Raw genomic sequence first — 15,434 nt, 5'->3', positions numbered from 1 at the left:
ATGAAAGGACCCCACCGGCACGTGTGCCGGTGGGGTCCTTTCATGCATCGACGGGTGGCTCCTGCAGTGGGGCGGGGTCAGTGATCGGAGTAGCTGACGTCGCCGATGGTCCAGGCGCTGATGTCCGCGATCGAGACGCGGTACATCCCGCCTGTCTCCGGGATCCCCACAGGGCCCTGGAGGATCCGCGCCAGGTGGAAGTGCAGGTGTGTGGGCGGTCCGTCCTTCGCCGCCGTGGTGGCGAAGACGGCGGAGAACTCGGCCAGCCGGTCGGAGTCCGCCAAGACCTCCGAGACACGCTGCCGCCACACCGCTTCGGGTGCCAGCCGACCTGTGATGACAGCGCCCCCCGTCACGACGGTCAGGGACATCTGGTTGCTCTGCCCGGACTCCACCAGCCTGGCGACGTCAACGAGCAGCTCGTCAATCTTCGACATGAAACCCGATCCTACGGGGCGCCTCACCCCGGCCACAGGTCGTCCCGCCGGGTGGGAAGGACAACCGGGGGCGCGCAGGTGCAGGGGCCGCCGCGCCTTCGCGACCACGTCGCACTCCCGACCAGGAACCCCTTACCTGTTCGGCCGGGACAGGAAATCTATGTTGGCCGCAGTAGACATCGAGGCTTTGCTGGGTTATGTTTTCTTTCGTAACCAGCAGAGAGACAGGGGCTGGCAGAGACGAACTGCCGGCAAGCAGTACAGGTAGTCGCAGTGAGCAGGACGGTGCGGCGGTGGAGTTTCGAAGCCAGGGCTTTCGCAGGACGGTGACGAAACTGGCGGCCGGACCGGGCGGCCCGCAGTGATCAGGGGCCTCCGAGAGCGGGACCGCGGTCATGGCCGACGCGGTACCCGTAACGCAGTAGAGCAGTACCCCTGGGGAAGGCGTCGGGATGCGGACGCGCGCACCAGGGCGTGGCAGCAGCGGCGCTCCCCCAGGTCGCTGAGCAGTACGCATCACCAGCAGTACGCAGTATCCGCACGGCAAGAAGTTGATCATCGAGGAAAGAACGGAGGAACACGGCGCCATCAGGATCGCCCGGGCGGAAGTTTCGAATCCGGGTACCGCAGGACATCGATAGCGAGGTGGTCTTCGGTCAAGCAGCTGCGATCCCCGCACCGACGGCAGCCACCAGGCCGGGTGTGCGGACACAGAAGGCCGGCGCTTCATCAGGGCCGGCAGGTGGTGTAGTAGTTCCTTCAGGGCCCTGGTGCCAGTACTGGCACCAGGGCCCCTCTATGCGTTTAACGGAGAGGTGCAAATGACAGTAGACGACTCGTACGACCGTCTCGACGACGACGACTACCCCGCCTACACCATGGGTCGAGCCGCCGAGATGATCGGCACCACACAGGGCTTCCTCCGCGCCATCGGCGAGGCCCGCCTGATCACCCCGCTGCGCTCCGAGGGCGGTCACCGCCGCTACTCCCGCTACCAGCTCCGCATCGCCGCCCGCGCCCGCGAACTCGTCGACCAGGGCACCCCGATCGAGGCCGCCTGCCGCATCATCATCCTCGAGGACCAGCTCGAAGAGGCCCAGCGCATCAACGCCGAGTACCGCCGCGCCGCCGAATCCGGCACGCCCCCAGAGCAGGCTTGAGGCGAGTACGCCCACTGCCGGCATCGGTCGGCGGGCCCGCCGGTGTCGACGCCACCCGCCGGGAACGCCGGGCGGCAGGCGGGGCCCGTCGCAGCGGTCGGCCGCAGCAGGCAGATTCCCGCACCAGCCGTGAAGACCCGTCCGGCGGTGGCGGTGGCGGCCGAGTGCGGCGGAGGGCGGCGGCCTCCCTGGGACCGGCCGGTCGAGAAGGCCGTGCCACACCGTGCTGCCCCGTCCTGTCGCCGCCGAGGTGTCGCCTGGCGAGGGAGGATCCTGCCGTAGACCAGGCGGGGTCGAGGGGCGGAGGGGTCCTGCGGACACCTCCGCCGCGCACACGAGCGGTGCTCCTGGCCGGAAGGCCCAGGTCGGGCGGATCAGGAGAGCTTCGCGGCCAGGACGTCGACGGTCAGGATCTCGGGGGCCTCGGCGAGCCACTCGGGGGCGTGCTCCATGAGCGCCGCCGCGATCTTGCCCTGGAGGTGCGCCCGGCGGCCCTCCTCGGTGGCGAAGGCGTCGAAGATGCCGAAGGTGGTAGTGCCCAGGCGCAGCGCGAACCAGACGGTGGTGTCGGCCTCTTCCCGGGCCAGGGCGAGGGCGCCGGTGAGGAGTTCCTCGACCTGGCGGACGTACTCCGGCTTGGCCTCGATGCGGGCGAGCAGGCCGATGCGGGTGGTCTCGGGGACAAGGGCGTTGGTCACGGAGTGCTCCTCGGTGCGTGGTGGGTGCGGGGCGACCCGGTGGGGTGTCGCGCCGCCGTGCGATGTGATCACCGTATGAGCGGCCGATGGGCTCCGGTCAGTGGCGGATCCGCCGAATGCTTTACCGTTTCCGACATGAGGATTTCGGTGCTGGTCATGGACGACCTCTTCGACTCCGGGCTGGCCACGGTCCTCGACGTCCTGCAGATGGCCAACGAACTGCGGGAGGAAGTGCCCCACCCCCCACCGCGCTGGGAACTGACCCGCGTCAGCGGGCGGGGTGCCGTCCGTACGGCCTCCGGGCACGTGATCGAAGCCCAGGCCGCCGGCGACGGACCCCGGCCCGACCTCCTCGTCGTGCCCGGGGCCGGCCCCAAACAGCCCGCACCCCTACTGGACTGGGTGGCCGCCCCGGAACGCGAACCCGAGCGCGAGGCGCTCCGGCGGGCCCGGGCCGAAGGCATCCCCCTGGCCGCGGCGTGCACGAGTACGTTCCTCCTCGCCGAGGCAGGGGTGCTGGACGGGCTCAGCGCCACCACCAGCTGGTGGCTGGCCCCGGCCTTCCGGCAGGCGTTCCCCGAAGTCGCCCTGACCGAGAGTCACATGCTGGTCCATGCCCCGGGGGTGACCACGGCCGGAGCCGCCATGGCGCACCTCGACCTCGCCCTCGCCCTGGTGCGGCAGGCAAGCCCGGCCCTCGCCGACCTCACGGCCCGCTACCTCGTGGTCGACGACCGCCCCACCCAAGCCGGCTACGCCATTCCCAGCCACCTCGCCCGCACCGATCCCACCGTCAGCGCCTTCGAGAGCTGGGTCCGCGCGCACCTCGACCAGCCCCTGCGCATGGCCGAAGCGGCCCGGGCGGTCGGCGTGAGCGAGCGGACCCTCCAGCGCGCCGTGGACAAGGTCCTGGGCGTCTCACCCCTGCGGTTTGCACAGACCATCCGGCTCGAACAGGCCGCCCACCTGCTGCGCACCACGGACCTGCCCACGGAGACCGTCGCTCGCCGCGTCGGCTACGAGAACGCCTCCACGCTCACCACCTTGCTGCGCAAGCGCCTCGGCGCCACGCCCGGGCACCTCCGCAACGGAACCGCCGCCGCCGGCGCCTAGGCCGGGACGGCCCCCGCCCCGGGGCTTTTGTGTTGCCTGGACCTGTCTACCGCTCCCGTGCCAGCTCCGTGCCGGATGCCTTGCCGCGCAGCGCATGCACCGGGGCATCGACCCCGGCGGCGACCTCCGCTGACGCTCAAGGTTCGAATGCCGGTGGATCACGGCCGCCTTCAGAGGAGCCGGTCCGGCTTCTGCCGGGGCCGCGAGTTTCGCGCTCCTGGGCGCGCGGCAGTCGGACGAGGTCTTCGCGATCCGCCTCCTGGACGCCCTGGACGAAGCAGGCCCACGCACGGCGCGACGATCTGCCTCGCAGCCGATCGCTTGCGGTGCTCAGTCGGTGGCGCCTCAATCGCCAGCACCGCTGTGGCTGCAACCGATTGCGGACTTGCCGGGTGGTGTCGCGGCCTTGCTGCTGGGGCGGGAGGCTGGGGGCGCATCCAGAAGGCAGCGCTTCCTGCGCAGCATCGTTGATCGCTGTACGGCAACTCGGTACCGCAACGGCGGCAGCCCTACCTGACCGCCAGTACCCGAGGTGGTCATGACGCACCCGGTATGACCGGCGCTGACCGATCTCTGTAGAGCTACGGATCAGAAGACTGGTCGGCGCCAGACGCGTGCCAGGCAAGGCAGGGAAGATCGGTGATTCCCGAGCTTATGGCGCGGGTTCGATTGCCGTCATCCGCTCTTGGACGAAGGCCCGGGTCAGGGACCTGGGCCTTCGTTGTTTGCTCAGCGGCTCAGTTCACCGGGGAAGGCATCCCGTACCAGAACTTCGGTGCGGAGGCCGGGGCGTTGGCCGTGGCGACGGCATGGACGCGACCTCATGCGCGAGGGCCGCCGGCCCGCCTGAACGACAGCCCGCGTGCGGCGGTCAGCATCTAGGATCTCGGGCATGGGCCTGATCATGAGTGACGTGGACCGGTTCGAGGCTGCCAGGCCCCGGCTGGAGGCCATCGGCTACCGGCTGCTCGGCTCGGCGAGCGAGGCGGAGGACGCCGTTCAGGAGACGTTCCTGCGCTGGCAGGCGGCCGACGTCGCGCGGATCGAGGTGCCCGAGGCCTGGCTGACGAAGGTCCTCACCAACTACTGCCTCAACCAGCTGGCTTCGGCGCGCGCCCGGCGCGAGACGTACGTGGGCAGGTGGCTCCCCGAGCCGCTGCTCGCCGGGGACCCGATGCTCGGCCCGGCCGACACCGCCGAGCAGCGCGAGTCCGTGTCGTACGCCGTCCTCGTCCTGCTGGAGCGCCTGTCGCCCAACGAGCGGGCGGTGTACGTGCTGCGGGAGGCCTTCGACTACCCGCACCGGGAGATCGCCGAGATCCTGGACATCACCGAGGCCTCCAGTCAGCAGATCCTGCACCGGGCCAAGAAGCACGTCGCGGACGGTAAGGCGCGCACCGAGATCGACGAGGCCGCCGCCCGCAGGATCGTCGAGGAGTTCCTGGCCGCGGCGACCAGCGGCCGTACCGAGCCCCTCGTCCGCCTGCTCACCCAGGACGCCGTCTCCGTCGGCGACGGCGGCGGCAAGGTCCCGGCCCGCGCGAAGGCGTTCGAGGGCGCGCTCGCGGTCGCCACCTTCCTGCGCGGCCTGTTCAAGCCCAGCCCGGCCAAGCGGGCGTACGTCGGCGGCGCGCCCGACATCTACGCGACGACCGCCAACGGCGGGCCCGCCATCGTGGCGGTCGTGGACGGCCGGGTCGTCGGGATCACCTGCCTGGAGGTCACCGCGGAGGGCATCACGGCGGTCCGCAGCCAGGTCAACCCCGACAAGCTCGTCCGCGCGACCGAGCGGTGGGCCGCCGAGGGGCAAGGGGGTTCCCCGCTCTACACCCTCTGATCCGAGGGCGGCGGAGGGGTGATGTGGCGCAGGTCACATTCCGATCCTGTCAGGGAACGGTGGGCTGTCCGGTTCAAGGGGCGACACCGCGCAAGACAAGGGCGGAACCGACCCGCGCAGACTGGAGCAGGCCCATGCAGCACCGCATCGTCGTCCTCGGAGCCGGCTACACCGGAGCCGTCGCCGCCGGCCGCCTCGCCAAGCGGCTGTACCGCGAGGACGTGGCCATCACCCTCGTGAACCCCGAGCCCGACTTCGTCGAGCGCGTCCGGCTGCACCAGCTCGCGGCCGGACAGGACCTCAGGCCCCGCCCGTTCGGTGAGATGTTCGCGGGCACGGGTGTGGAGCTGAAGCTTGCGAAGGTCATTGCCGTGGACGTGGACCGCAAGGCGGTCATGGTCGGCTCCGCCCATGGTGACGGGCCCGAGGAGTCGGCCGAGGAGTCGGCCGAGGAGCTGGCGTACGACACCCTGGTCTACGCCCTCGGCAGCGGCTGGGACGACGGCGGCGTCCCCGGCGCCGCCGAACACGCCCACGAGGTGTCCAGCCGCCGGGGCGCCCTGCGCCTGCGCGACCGTCTGGCCGCCCTGGACGCCGGCCGGCCCGTGGTCGTGGTCGGCGGCGGCCTGACCGGCCTGGAGGCCGCGACCGAGATCGCCGAGGCCCGCCCGGACCTCGATGTCGCCCTCGCCGTGCGCGGCGTACTCGGCGACTGGCTCTCGCAGAAGGGCCGCGCCCACCTGCGAAAGGTGGTGGACGGGCTCGGCGTCACGGTCCACGAGCACACCGAGGTCGCCGCCGTGGCGGCGGACGCTGTGCAGACCGCCGACGGCAGGTCGATCCCCTCGGCGGTCACCGTCTGGACCACCGGCTTCGCCGTCCACCCGATCGCCCAGGGCACCACCCTGGAGCTCACCGACCGAGGTCGGATCGTGGTCGACGCCACGATGCGCTCGGTCTCGCACCCCGACGTGTACGCAGTGGGTGACGCGGCCCTGGCCATGGGTCCGGGCGACAAGCCGCTGCGCATGTCCTGCGCCTCGGGCGTTCCCATGGCCTGGCAAGCCGCCGACGCCATCGCCGCCCGCCTCACCGGCGCCAAGGTCCCCCGCGCCACCATCCGCTACTTCCAGCAGTGCATCTCCCTCGGCCGCAAGGAGGGCCTGATCCAGTTCGTCACCGCGGACGACCGGGCGCTCGACAGGGCCCTGACGGGCCGCGTGGCCGCCCTCTACAAGGAGCTGATCTGCAAGGGCGCGGCCTGGGGCGTCACCAACCCGACCGTGGGCATGCCGTCCCGGCGCCGGCACGTGGTGCGGCAGGAGGCCCGGACGGGTGCCCGGGCGGAGGCGGCGGTCTGACCGCCGCCGCCCGTACTCCCGTCGCCCGGATCCCCGGTGACGCTCCGTTCGTTCCGCGGTCGCACGCATGGCGCCAAACCGTCTCTCGAGCCCGTCCGCTGTCAAGAAGCCGTTAGGAAGTCCGGTTCTGCAGCGGGCGGGCCGGGCGCGTGACGGTCCCGAACGAGCGTCACAACTTCGGCACAAGGGCCGCAGAATATGCCGGATCACTGCGCTTCGGCCCAAGGATTGCAAGGGGCTTCAGGCGCCACACCGAATATTCACCGGATCTTGCTGTCACCAGTCGGCGTTACGATCAGTTATCGATCAACGGGCGAACGGTTCCGGTCGATTTTTTCGGCGTCATCAGGGGGATACGGATGGCACAGGGTGAGCTGGCGCACCTGGGAGTCACAGACGATGAGGAGCTCGCCTACCGCGCGGTGCTGCGCTCTCCCGGCGCAGGCGTCGAGGCCCTGGCACTGACCGTCGGGATGGACTGCGCCGACCTGCGCGAGGTGCTGGACCGGCTGGAGAAGTACGGCATGGTGACCGGCGCCGACGACCGGGGGTTCGAGGCGACCGACCCGTTCCTCGTGATGGAGCGGCTGGTCGAGGGCCGGCTGACCGCACTCCAGGAGGAGCTCCAGCAGGTCATCTCCTCGCGGCGACTGGTCAACGTGCTGCTCGACGACCAGCGGGAGGGGCGGCGGCAGTCCCTGCCGGACGGTGTCGAACGGGTCGAGGGTGCCGACCGGGTGCGCGCCCGCATCGACGAACTGGCCTTCTTCGTCCACCACGAGGTGGCCTCCGTACAGCCCAACGGCCCGCTGACCCCTGCGGCGATCGAAGCCGCCAAGGAGGCGGACCTGCGGGCGCTGCGGCGCGGTACGGCGATGCGGACCATCGTGCGGACCGACGCCCTCGCCGACGGGCAAACCGCCGGCTACCTCACCGAACTGGCCGCTCAGGGTGCACAGGTGCGCACCCTGGACGGGCCCCTGGAACGGATGCTGATCTTCGACCGGCGTACCGCCCTGGTGCCGATCGACCCCCAGGAGACCTCGCGCGGCGCGCTGATCGTGCACCAGCCCGGGATGATCTCCAGCCTCGTGACCCTCTTCGAGCGGTTCTGGTCGACGGCTCGCGGCCTCGACCACGAACGGCTGACCAATTTCGAGCAGCAGGTGCTGCAGACGATGGTGCGGGCCGAGAAGGATGACGCCGGTGCCCGCGACCTGGGCATCTCGGTGCGTACCTACCGCGGCCACATCGCCCAGCTGCTGCGCCGCCTGGGCGCGACCACCCGGGCCCAGGGAGTGCTGGCCGCCCGTGACCGGGGATGGCTCTGAACGCTGCTGAACGCTAGTGCGCCGGCCGCTCGGCCCAGGTCCAGTCCCGCAGACCGGGATCCCGGAACGCCTGCTCGATGGTCTGACGGGCGGACTTCGGATCGCCCCCATCCGGTACCCGGACATCCAGCGTGAACCGGCCGGCCTCCATCTGCTGGGTCGTGCGCCACTGCGGTGGCAACTGCGCCACGAGCCTGATGCAGGCCGTCTCCGGCAGCAGGAGGAGGCCGTCGGCCTCCGGACGGGCTAAGCCCTGAATCCTCAGAGTCACCACGGAAGTCCTCCTGGCGGTGTCGTACGTCGGCCGAGGCTGCGCGGGAGTGCCCCTGCGATTCTGCCAGACCTGGTTCACGGCCCGGGAGATGACTGCCCGTCACCGCAGGTGTGATCGCCTCCCCCTGCTGACCGGGGGAGGCGATCGCACACGGCGCAGGCCCCGGGGCCCGGCCCGCGTCAGGCGCTCGCCACGACCTCTGCGACGCTCAGCCGGGTAAGGCTGTCCGGGCTCAACCGGTGGCCCTCGACGACCAGGTACTGGTCCTCACCGCCGGTGCGGAGCACCTGGGCGTTCTTGGGGGCCGGAACGAACTCGGGGTGGCCGCCGCGGGCGGCCGTGAGCGCGTACGCCCGGGCCTCGTCCAGGGTCATCGGCTCGGAGGTGCGGATCTCGGCACCGTACTTGTTCTTGGTCAGGCCGATCTCGGCGACGACGACGTGGTTGCTCATGGGGGGAACCCTTCTTCTTTTCTGGGGGGCCGGCCAGGACGTGCCCTGGCCGGTCGCAGTGCGGGACCTGTGTCCGGTCCTACGCGCCTGTGGGCCGGGCGCCCGCGGGCTCGGCGCCCGCCGCGCGCAGCGAGGCGAGCAGGGAGAGCCGGCTGCCGGTGTGCAGCACCGACGAGCGGTAGGCGCGGGCCGCGATGCGGATGGTGAGCGCCGCGAAGGCCAGTGCGATCGCGAGGGAGGCCGCGATCTCCCACCAGGCGGCGGTTCCGGCGAAGACCCGCGCCGGCATGGTGACGGTGGAGGCGATGGGGACGAACGAGGCGATGGTGACGACCACGCCCTTGCCGATGATCGAGCACATGTAGGTGGCGGTCACCAGCAGTTGGAGCGGGGCGGTGGCCGCCTGCATGTCCTGCGTACGGGAGGCCAGCGCCCCGAGGCCCGCGAACAGGCAGCAGACCGTGCTGAAGCCGACGAGGTAGAACAGCAGGAACCAGCCGCTGGAGGCGGCGATCGCCCCCAGGTGCGGTATCCCGCCGACCGCCACCGCGCTCAGCAGCCCCGAAACGGTGAAGAGTGCCATCTGGACGATGCCGAGGAAGACGTTGCCCACGACCTTCCCCACCAGGAGCGAGCGGGTCGGGATGGCGGCGAGCAGGACCTCGACCACCCGGGATTCCTTCTCCTCGACCACGCTGTTGGCCGTGGCGGTGCCGAAGAGCTGGCAGGACAGGAAGAACAGGAGGCCGAAGGCGAAGGTCACGCCGTACTGGTACTCGGCCTGGTCGGATCCGGAGTCCAGCTCCACGGGGGTCAGCTCGGAGCCGCGCAGCACCTCGGCCAGCGGGACGCCCAGGGCCTGGGCGTTCTGCTGCATGGCCCCGTCCGCAACCGCACGGGCGAGGTAGCCGTGGAGCGCCGCCTCCGGCTGGCCCTTCGCCTCGAGCCTCCAGGCGGGGCGGCCCGCCACGTCCTCCTGCACCAGGAAGGCGTCGGCCTCCTCGTCCTTCACGGTCTGTTCGGCTGCGGCCCGGTCCGGCAGGCTCCGCGTCTCGAACTCGACATCCGGCGCGGCGGCGGCCGCGGCGGAGACGATCCGGGCGGCCTCCGGCGAGGTGACGGCGACCTTGTAGCTCGTGGTCCGGCCGGAGAGGAAGTGCAGGGCCACCACGCCGCCGACGATCAGGACGACCATGGCCACGGTGGACAGCCACAGCGCCTTGCTGCGGGCACGGACCCGTACCTCACGCTGCGCCACCCGCAGCCAGATCGGGGACGTCTTCGAACGCTGCTGGACCCCGGTCACCGGGTCGCCTCCTTGTATATCTCCGACAGCGGCACCGGAACCTCACCGAAGTGGGTCACCGGCCCGCGCGCCAGCGCCTCGCGCAGTACGGCATCGGCCGCTCCTGCGTCGGACGCGGCGAACTCCGCGTGCGCACCGTCTGCGGACAGGACCTCGATCCCCTCCAGGCCGCCGATCCAGCCGGCCGCCCCCGGTGCGTCGATGCGGATCACGACGCGGTGCTCCGCCCGCAGTTCGGCGGCCGTTCCGGAAGCCGTGATCCGGCCGCCGGAGAGGATGACCAGCTCGTCGCACAGCTTCTCCACCAGGTCCAGCTGGTGGCTGGAGAACAGGACGGGGACGCCGTCGTCGCTGCAGGAGCGGATCAGGCCGCTGAGCGCGTCGACGGCTTCCGGGTCCAGGCCGGAGAACGGCTCGTCGAGGACGAGGACTTCCGGCCGGTGCATGAGCGCGACCGCGATCTGCGCGCGCTGCTGGTTGCCGAGCGAGAGGTCCTCGAGCTTGTCGGCGCCGCGCTGCTCCAGGCCGAGGACCTCCAGGATCTCGTCCGCGCGCTGCGCCGCCTCACGCGGCGACATCAGGTGCAGCATCCCGAAGTAGACGAGCTGCTCCCGTACGGGCTGGCGCGGATACAGGCCGCGCTCCTCCGGGATGTACCCGAAGGCACGGCGCTGTTCGGTGGTCAGAGCCGAGCCGTTCCACGTGATCCGGCCGCTGTCCGGGGCGAGCAGACCCATGATGATGCGCATCGTGGTCGTCTTGCCCGCACCGTTGGACCCGACGAAGCCCGTGAGCTTCCCGGGGGTCAGGGCCATGCTCACGTCGTCGAGGACCCGGCGGTCCCCGAAGGCCTTTCTGACATTGTGCAGTTCCAGCACTACGACTCCTCAGAGCGGGCGGGGACGGGGGACGGGACGGGGATCGTCCGCACGGTCTCCGGGTACGACCCGGCCGACAGCGACACCAGGGCCTCCTCGACCGGCACGATCCCGAGCCGGTTGAGCGAGAGGTGCAGGTGGTGGAAAGCCAGGAAGAGCGGCTTCTGCTGCGGCCCCCGATCTTCGATACCGAGCAGCATATCGGCGCACAACCTACTGATCATTTCGCTCTCGGGCCCGGTCGCGAGCAGCCGTTCGGCCCGCTCCCGTACGGTGGGCAGCAGCCGGTCGTGAAGCGTGCGCAGGGCGGTGTCGCGGGCGGCGCCGTCGGCGGGCTGTGCATGCCGGCGCCCCGACCACCAGGCGTAGTGGGTACGCAGGAAGCCGGCCCGCTGCTCACCGGTGAGGCCGAGCCGGTCGAGGAGGCCGGTCATCACCGAGCCGCCCAGGGCGAGGCGGTGTTCGAGCGTGCCGTCCGACGCGTCGAGCAGGCGCAGCGCGGTCGCGCTGGAGGCCTGGAAGGTGCGCTCCGCGACCTCCAGGTACCGGGGACCGCCCCACTTGGCGTACTCGGGCTCGTAGAGGTCGAGGCGCACCTCGGGCCGGCCCTGCGCCCGACCGGCGGACGGGACCGCACCCGGGGCGGCCGAAGCCGGCAGGGCCGTCGGCGCGGGCCGGTCCGGCGCCGGCCGGTCCGCCAGAGCCTCCAGCCGGCCGGTCAGCTCCGCGCGCCGCTCCGCGAGGGCGTCGGCCGCGGGGCCCGCAAGGTGGAACCGCAGGCGGACATGGGCGCCCGTCGTGTCCAGGTAGCGCAGGAAGAACCACCGCGAGGCGAGGGGTGCGACCTGTGCGACGAGCGGTGCCACCACCTCGGTCAGCGTCGCATCGAGGAGGTCCGGCCGGCCCGGGTACAGCTTGAGGTAGAGCCACGTGGGGTGGTCCACCGGAGGCGGTGTGCGGTTCATCGGCTGTCTCCGGAAGGACGGTCCCAGGCAAGGAAACTGACGTGCTCACAGGTGTGCGGGCCGTCGGCCCCGGCGACCCAGGCGTGCTCCCGGCCCGGCAGCGCCTCCTCGACCCGGAGCGTGTGCGCGCCGGCGATCAACGGGAGCGCGGTGGCGACCGCATGCGGCGAGGACAGGTCCAGCCACATCGGCTTGCGCCGGTTGGCGTCGAGCGGGTCGTCGCCCAGCGCGAGGAAGAACACCTCGTGGGGCAGCTGCCACGCGCGCCGCCACCGGTCCAGGCGCAGCAGGTGCGCGGCCGTCGACTCGCCCCGCTCCGGCAGGGGGAAGGAAGCGGCGGGGAACACCCAGCGGGCGCGCCGCAGCACGACCCGTCCGGCGGTCTCGCGGGGGGTCCTGACGGTTTCGGCGGTGCCGCCGGCATGGGCCTGGGCGCGCAGGAACGGATGGTTGTCCCGCGTCAGGGCCGACCGGTCGAGCCAGGGGTCCATGACGGCGAGGGCCAGGCGGGCGGCGCCCGTGGCGATGTGCGACGGGACGATGCCGGTGTACACCGGCGCGACGGGGCGGCCGGCGGCGTCCTCGAACTCCAGGGTGTCGCCGGCGGCGTCGTGCCGCAGGACGAGCCGGTCGAAACCAATCGAATCCGGGCGGGGGCGCTGCCGCTCCGCGGGCCACCGGAGCTCGGGCAGGTGGCCGGCACCGGCGTGCTGGAGGTTGTTGACCTCGGCGCAGAGGGTGAGACCGCGGACCTCGCAGCCGGGGAAGAGCTCCTCCAGCCAGCCGGTCTGGGCCCGGGCGACGGCCTCTGCGCCGAGGACCCGGCCGAACCGGCCGACGAGTCCGCCGAGGGCGCTGCCGAACTGGTTGACCACCATCCGGTAGCGGCCGTCGCGGACGGCCCCGGCACTGTCCGCGGCGAGCTGGTGGAGGACAGCGGCCGACGGCGGTGCGGAAGTGCGCCCCACGGGAAGGAAGGCGCGCCCGTCCTGCCCGGTAGCGGGCTCCATGTCCCGCATCCGGGCCCGGTGGAAGGCGACCTTGAAGGTGCTGTCGCCGTGGATCTCCATGAAGAACCCGGCGGCGTCCGCGCACCTGCCGCCCGTCCCGTACCGGGCCTTGAACGCCTCCAGTACGGCGTCGTAGACGTGCGAGCGCACGAGGTACGGGCGCAGTGCGCAGGCCACCGTCTCCAGGTCGGCCGCGACCGTCTCCGGCAGCGGTCCGACCGGGGCGGGGGCGGCCGCGTCCTCGTGGACCAGCTGGCCGGTCCAGTGCGGTGCTCCGCAGAGGTCGGCGATCCGGTCGGCCTGCGCGCGCAGGGCGGGCAGCAGGCGCCGGCGGTCGGCCGGCCCGGCCGCGGCGACGGCGCGGACCCCGTCGTCCAACGCCGTCAGGGCCGCGGCGATCGCGGGGGCGTCCTCGGCCGCGCTGCCCAGCAGGGCGTCGGCCAGGTCGAGGAGCGGGGCGTGGCTGCCGCGTTCCCAGGGCACGACCGGGACGAGCAGGCCCGTGCGTACGAGTCGGGCCAGCCTGCCGGGGGGAAGCGTGCCCGGGCGGGTGTCGCCGAGCCCGTCCAGTTCCGCCCGGTAGAGCCCGGCGTCGACGATCTTCTCGGTCGACCAGAGGAAGCCGCCCGTGTCGGAGAGCGAGGTGAGGACCACCGGGTGGCCACCGGTCCGGGTCGAAACGGGGTGGGCCGGGGCGTAGTCGAAGGCGTCGGCGAAGCGCGGGGTGGCCGCCAGTTCGGTGAACAGGCTGTGGACGAGGCCGATCGGGACGGCCGTCTCACCGTGCCCGCCGGGCTCGGCGCCGGGTGCCGGGTGCAGTGCGACGGTGGTCAGCCGGCTCAGCGGGCTCGGCTTGAGCGCGGCCCGTACGAGGTAGCTCAGCAGGGTCCGCGAGGTCCGGGCGCCCGGCTTCAGCTCGGCGTCGGAAGGCCGCTGCGGCAGGTGCGCCGAGACCAGCGGCAAGGACGAGGCGAGCGGGCCCTCGGCGAGGTGGGTGCGCAGGACGTCGGCCGTGGCCGCCTCGCAGCCCGCGACGGCCTGCTCCAGCGCGGCCAGCTGCCGGGCCGACTCCTCGTGGGCTCGCTGCCGGCGCGCCAGCTCGGCGTCGGGAACCCCGGCGGCGCCGAGGAAGGCGATGTCGGCGTCGGTCAGGGCCCCGCCGCGGTGCACGAGCCGCCGCAGCTTCAGCAGCCGGCGCCGGGCGCCCTGCTCGGCGAGCGGAACCAGCGGGAAGACCGCGTCGGCGAGAGGGGCGGTGGCGGCGTCGAGTTCCGCGGCGGCGGCGGTGCAGCGGTCGAGCTGCTCGCGTACTGGTTCGCTCAGCGTCAGCGCGGTGGCGGGCAGCCCGCTCACCCGGTCGAGCCGGAACGGTGCCGACCGTACGCGCTCGGGATTCGTCCTGGGATTCACGGCATCAGCCCCATGGCCAGAGAGAACAGGTTGAACAGGATCAGTGCGGCCGCGAACAGGGTGTAGAGCAGGCTGAGTGCGAAGTAGAAGACGTAGCCGGCGCGTACCCGCCCGGAGACCGACCGGAGGTAGAGCGGCAGCGGCTTGCGGGTCACCCGGTGCAGGACGTACGTGAGCGCGCGGCCGCGCATGTTGATCGACCCCAGTGCCGCCTCGAGGGCGTGGTATCCGTCGCTGGGGAAGAGCGGGTTGACGTTGGCGACCACCGCCAGCAGCTGGAAGCCCAGCAGGATGCGGAAGAACAGTGCCGCGTCACCCGAGGTGTTGAGTGCGGCGACGGCCCACGCACCGGCGAACGCCAGGTCGCAGAGGGGCCCGACCAGGGAGATCAGCACCCGCCCGAAGCGGCCCTGGTGCCGGTAGCTGTCCGTGCGGTCGACGTAGGCCATCGGGAAGAGGTAGAGCATGAGTCCGACGCCGGCGTCCTTCGGCGTGACCCGGTTGTAGGCCATCGCGACGGCGTGGCAGGACTCGTGCACCGCGACCTCGGCGAGCATCACGGCCACGGCGGCGACCACCATCCAGACCGCCGGATCGGCGCTGCCCGGGGAGGAGCGGAGGGCGAGCACGGCTGGCGGCAGGGCGAACAGGGGGACGGCCAGCAGCAGGGTGGCGGGCAGCCAGGCGGGCAGCCGCCGCAGCAGGGCCGCCACCGGAGCGGCGTACCGGTTGGGGTCGCGGACGAGCGGGAAGCGCTTGACGAGGTCGAGCCGGCCGTACCTGGCGGCCTTCTCGGTGCCGGTGGCCGGCAGGGGCTCCAGGTTGAGGACGCAGGCCCGGCGGAGGTCTGCGAGGAAGTCGGGGAGGATCGTCCGGATCTGCTCGTCCTGCTTGGGGTAGCGCGCGGCGAGCAGGGCCATCAGCTCCGTGCCCGTCATGCCGTCGCCCAGGTGGCGCAGGATGGCCAGCCCGCTGGGCGAGATGTTCAGGTACCGGCCGGCCGGGGTGATCAGCATGGTGCGGCCCCCGGCGCCGGTGGTGATCTCGACGCCCTCGCGCATGCGCAGCGGCTCGGTGTCGAGCCACGGCTCGATCACCGCGGTGTGGTGGCCGGATGACACGTGCATGTCCTCGCTCTCGGTGTCGTGATCGTGCGTTTTCGGACGGACCGGGTCCGTTGCGAGTGGGTTTCTGCGAGACTC

The 15,434-nt window shown here is 71.9% G+C and carries 14 protein-coding genes; 5 read left to right on the top strand and 9 right to left on the bottom strand.

Annotated elements, in window-relative coordinates; genetic code table 11:
* Positions 1-77: 77 nt before the first annotated feature.
* A complete protein-coding gene (locus ABZ924_RS28355) occupies positions 78-437 on the bottom strand; it encodes a hypothetical protein (RefSeq protein ID WP_361915645.1) in 360 nt (119 codons plus the stop codon).
* Positions 438-1,258: 821 nt separating this feature from the next.
* Here ABZ924_RS28355 and ABZ924_RS28350 point away from each other — a divergent pair.
* Positions 1,259-1,597: a MerR family transcriptional regulator gene (locus ABZ924_RS28350; protein ID WP_361915644.1), complete on the top strand. Its 339-nt coding sequence runs from the start codon at positions 1,259-1,261 to the stop codon at positions 1,595-1,597.
* Positions 1,598-1,971: 374 nt separating this feature from the next.
* Here ABZ924_RS28350 and ABZ924_RS28345 read toward each other — a convergent pair whose 3' ends face one another.
* Positions 1,972-2,295, bottom strand: a complete 324-nt coding sequence (locus ABZ924_RS28345) for an antibiotic biosynthesis monooxygenase (RefSeq protein ID WP_361915641.1) — start codon at positions 2,293-2,295, stop codon at positions 1,972-1,974.
* A gap of 135 nt (positions 2,296-2,430) precedes the next feature.
* On the opposite strand from ABZ924_RS28345, the gene ABZ924_RS28340 reads away from it, so the two are divergent.
* The 4 genes from ABZ924_RS28340 (at position 2,431) to ABZ924_RS28325 (ending at position 7,937) form a co-directional block, all read left to right on the top strand.
* The gene (locus tag ABZ924_RS28340; protein WP_361915638.1) at positions 2,431-3,408 is read left to right on the top strand and encodes a helix-turn-helix domain-containing protein; all 978 of its coding nucleotides are present in this window, start codon (positions 2,431-2,433) and stop codon (positions 3,406-3,408) included.
* An 892-nt stretch (positions 3,409-4,300) separates the two neighbouring features.
* Complete coding sequence (gene sigJ / locus ABZ924_RS28335; RefSeq protein WP_361915635.1) at positions 4,301-5,245, top strand: RNA polymerase sigma factor SigJ; 945 nt, start codon at positions 4,301-4,303, stop codon at positions 5,243-5,245.
* Between the two features lie 134 nt (positions 5,246-5,379).
* Positions 5,380-6,606, top strand: a complete 1,227-nt coding sequence (locus tag ABZ924_RS28330; RefSeq protein WP_361915632.1) for an FAD-dependent oxidoreductase — start codon at positions 5,380-5,382, stop codon at positions 6,604-6,606.
* Positions 6,607-6,965: 359 nt separating this feature from the next.
* The gene (locus ABZ924_RS28325; RefSeq protein WP_361915629.1) at positions 6,966-7,937 is read left to right on the top strand and encodes a helix-turn-helix transcriptional regulator; all 972 of its coding nucleotides are present in this window, start codon (positions 6,966-6,968) and stop codon (positions 7,935-7,937) included.
* A gap of 13 nt (positions 7,938-7,950) precedes the next feature.
* Here ABZ924_RS28325 and ABZ924_RS28320 read toward each other — a convergent pair whose 3' ends face one another.
* The 7 genes from ABZ924_RS28320 to ABZ924_RS28290 all read right to left on the bottom strand — a co-directional run bounded on the left by ABZ924_RS28320 (position 7,951) and on the right by ABZ924_RS28290 (position 15,359).
* Complete coding sequence (locus ABZ924_RS28320; RefSeq protein ID WP_361915626.1) at positions 7,951-8,211, bottom strand: hypothetical protein; 261 nt, start codon at positions 8,209-8,211, stop codon at positions 7,951-7,953.
* A gap of 179 nt (positions 8,212-8,390) precedes the next feature.
* A complete protein-coding gene (locus tag ABZ924_RS28315) occupies positions 8,391-8,663 on the bottom strand; it encodes a hypothetical protein (protein WP_361915623.1) in 273 nt (90 codons plus the stop codon).
* Positions 8,664-8,742: 79 nt separating this feature from the next.
* Entirely contained in the window at positions 8,743-9,969 is a 1,227-nt protein-coding gene (locus ABZ924_RS28310; protein ID WP_361915620.1) for an ABC transporter permease, read from the bottom strand.
* Complete coding sequence (locus tag ABZ924_RS28305; RefSeq protein WP_361915617.1) at positions 9,966-10,847, bottom strand: ATP-binding cassette domain-containing protein; 882 nt, start codon at positions 10,845-10,847, stop codon at positions 9,966-9,968. Before ABZ924_RS28305 ends, ABZ924_RS28310 begins: the two co-directional genes overlap by 4 nt.
* On the bottom strand, positions 10,847-11,812 hold the full coding sequence (locus ABZ924_RS28300; protein WP_361915614.1) for a thiopeptide-type bacteriocin biosynthesis protein: 966 nt from the start codon (positions 11,810-11,812) through the stop codon (positions 10,847-10,849). Before ABZ924_RS28300 ends, ABZ924_RS28305 begins: the two co-directional genes overlap by 1 nt.
* On the bottom strand, positions 11,809-14,232 hold the full coding sequence (locus ABZ924_RS28295) for a lantibiotic dehydratase (protein WP_361915607.1): 2,424 nt from the start codon (positions 14,230-14,232) through the stop codon (positions 11,809-11,811). The genes ABZ924_RS28300 and ABZ924_RS28295 overlap by 4 nt, the downstream gene beginning before the upstream one ends.
* The gene (locus tag ABZ924_RS28290) at positions 14,229-15,359 is read right to left on the bottom strand and encodes a PqqD family protein (protein ID WP_361915604.1); all 1,131 of its coding nucleotides are present in this window, start codon (positions 15,357-15,359) and stop codon (positions 14,229-14,231) included. The genes ABZ924_RS28295 and ABZ924_RS28290 overlap by 4 nt, the downstream gene beginning before the upstream one ends.
* Positions 15,360-15,434: the final 75 nt, after the last annotated feature.

It is taken from the genome of Streptomyces sp. NPDC046876 (assembly GCF_040645035.1).
GTDB lineage: Bacteria > Actinomycetota > Actinomycetes > Streptomycetales > Streptomycetaceae > Streptomyces.
This window is presented reverse-complemented; position numbering and strand designations above follow the sequence as displayed.

What these genes read in the sequence shown, in the direction of transcription:
- ABZ924_RS28290 (WP_361915604.1), bottom strand. Translation starts at nt 15,359, where the DNA reads ATGCACGTGTCATCCGGCCACCACACCGCGGTGATCGAGCCGTGGCTC.
- sigJ (WP_361915635.1), top strand. Translation starts at nt 4,301, where the DNA reads ATGGGCCTGATCATGAGTGACGTGGACCGGTTCGAGGCTGCCAGGCCC.
- ABZ924_RS28325 (WP_361915629.1), top strand. Translation starts at nt 6,966, where the DNA reads ATGGCACAGGGTGAGCTGGCGCACCTGGGAGTCACAGACGATGAGGAG.
- ABZ924_RS28315 (WP_361915623.1), bottom strand. Translation starts at nt 8,663, where the DNA reads ATGAGCAACCACGTCGTCGTCGCCGAGATCGGCCTGACCAAGAACAAG.
- ABZ924_RS28340 (WP_361915638.1), top strand. Translation starts at nt 2,431, where the DNA reads ATGAGGATTTCGGTGCTGGTCATGGACGACCTCTTCGACTCCGGGCTG.
- ABZ924_RS28350 (WP_361915644.1), top strand. Translation starts at nt 1,259, where the DNA reads ATGACAGTAGACGACTCGTACGACCGTCTCGACGACGACGACTACCCC.
- ABZ924_RS28300 (WP_361915614.1), bottom strand. Translation starts at nt 11,812, where the DNA reads ATGAACCGCACACCGCCTCCGGTGGACCACCCCACGTGGCTCTACCTC.
- ABZ924_RS28330 (WP_361915632.1), top strand. Translation starts at nt 5,380, where the DNA reads ATGCAGCACCGCATCGTCGTCCTCGGAGCCGGCTACACCGGAGCCGTC.
- ABZ924_RS28355 (WP_361915645.1), bottom strand. Translation starts at nt 437, where the DNA reads ATGTCGAAGATTGACGAGCTGCTCGTTGACGTCGCCAGGCTGGTGGAG.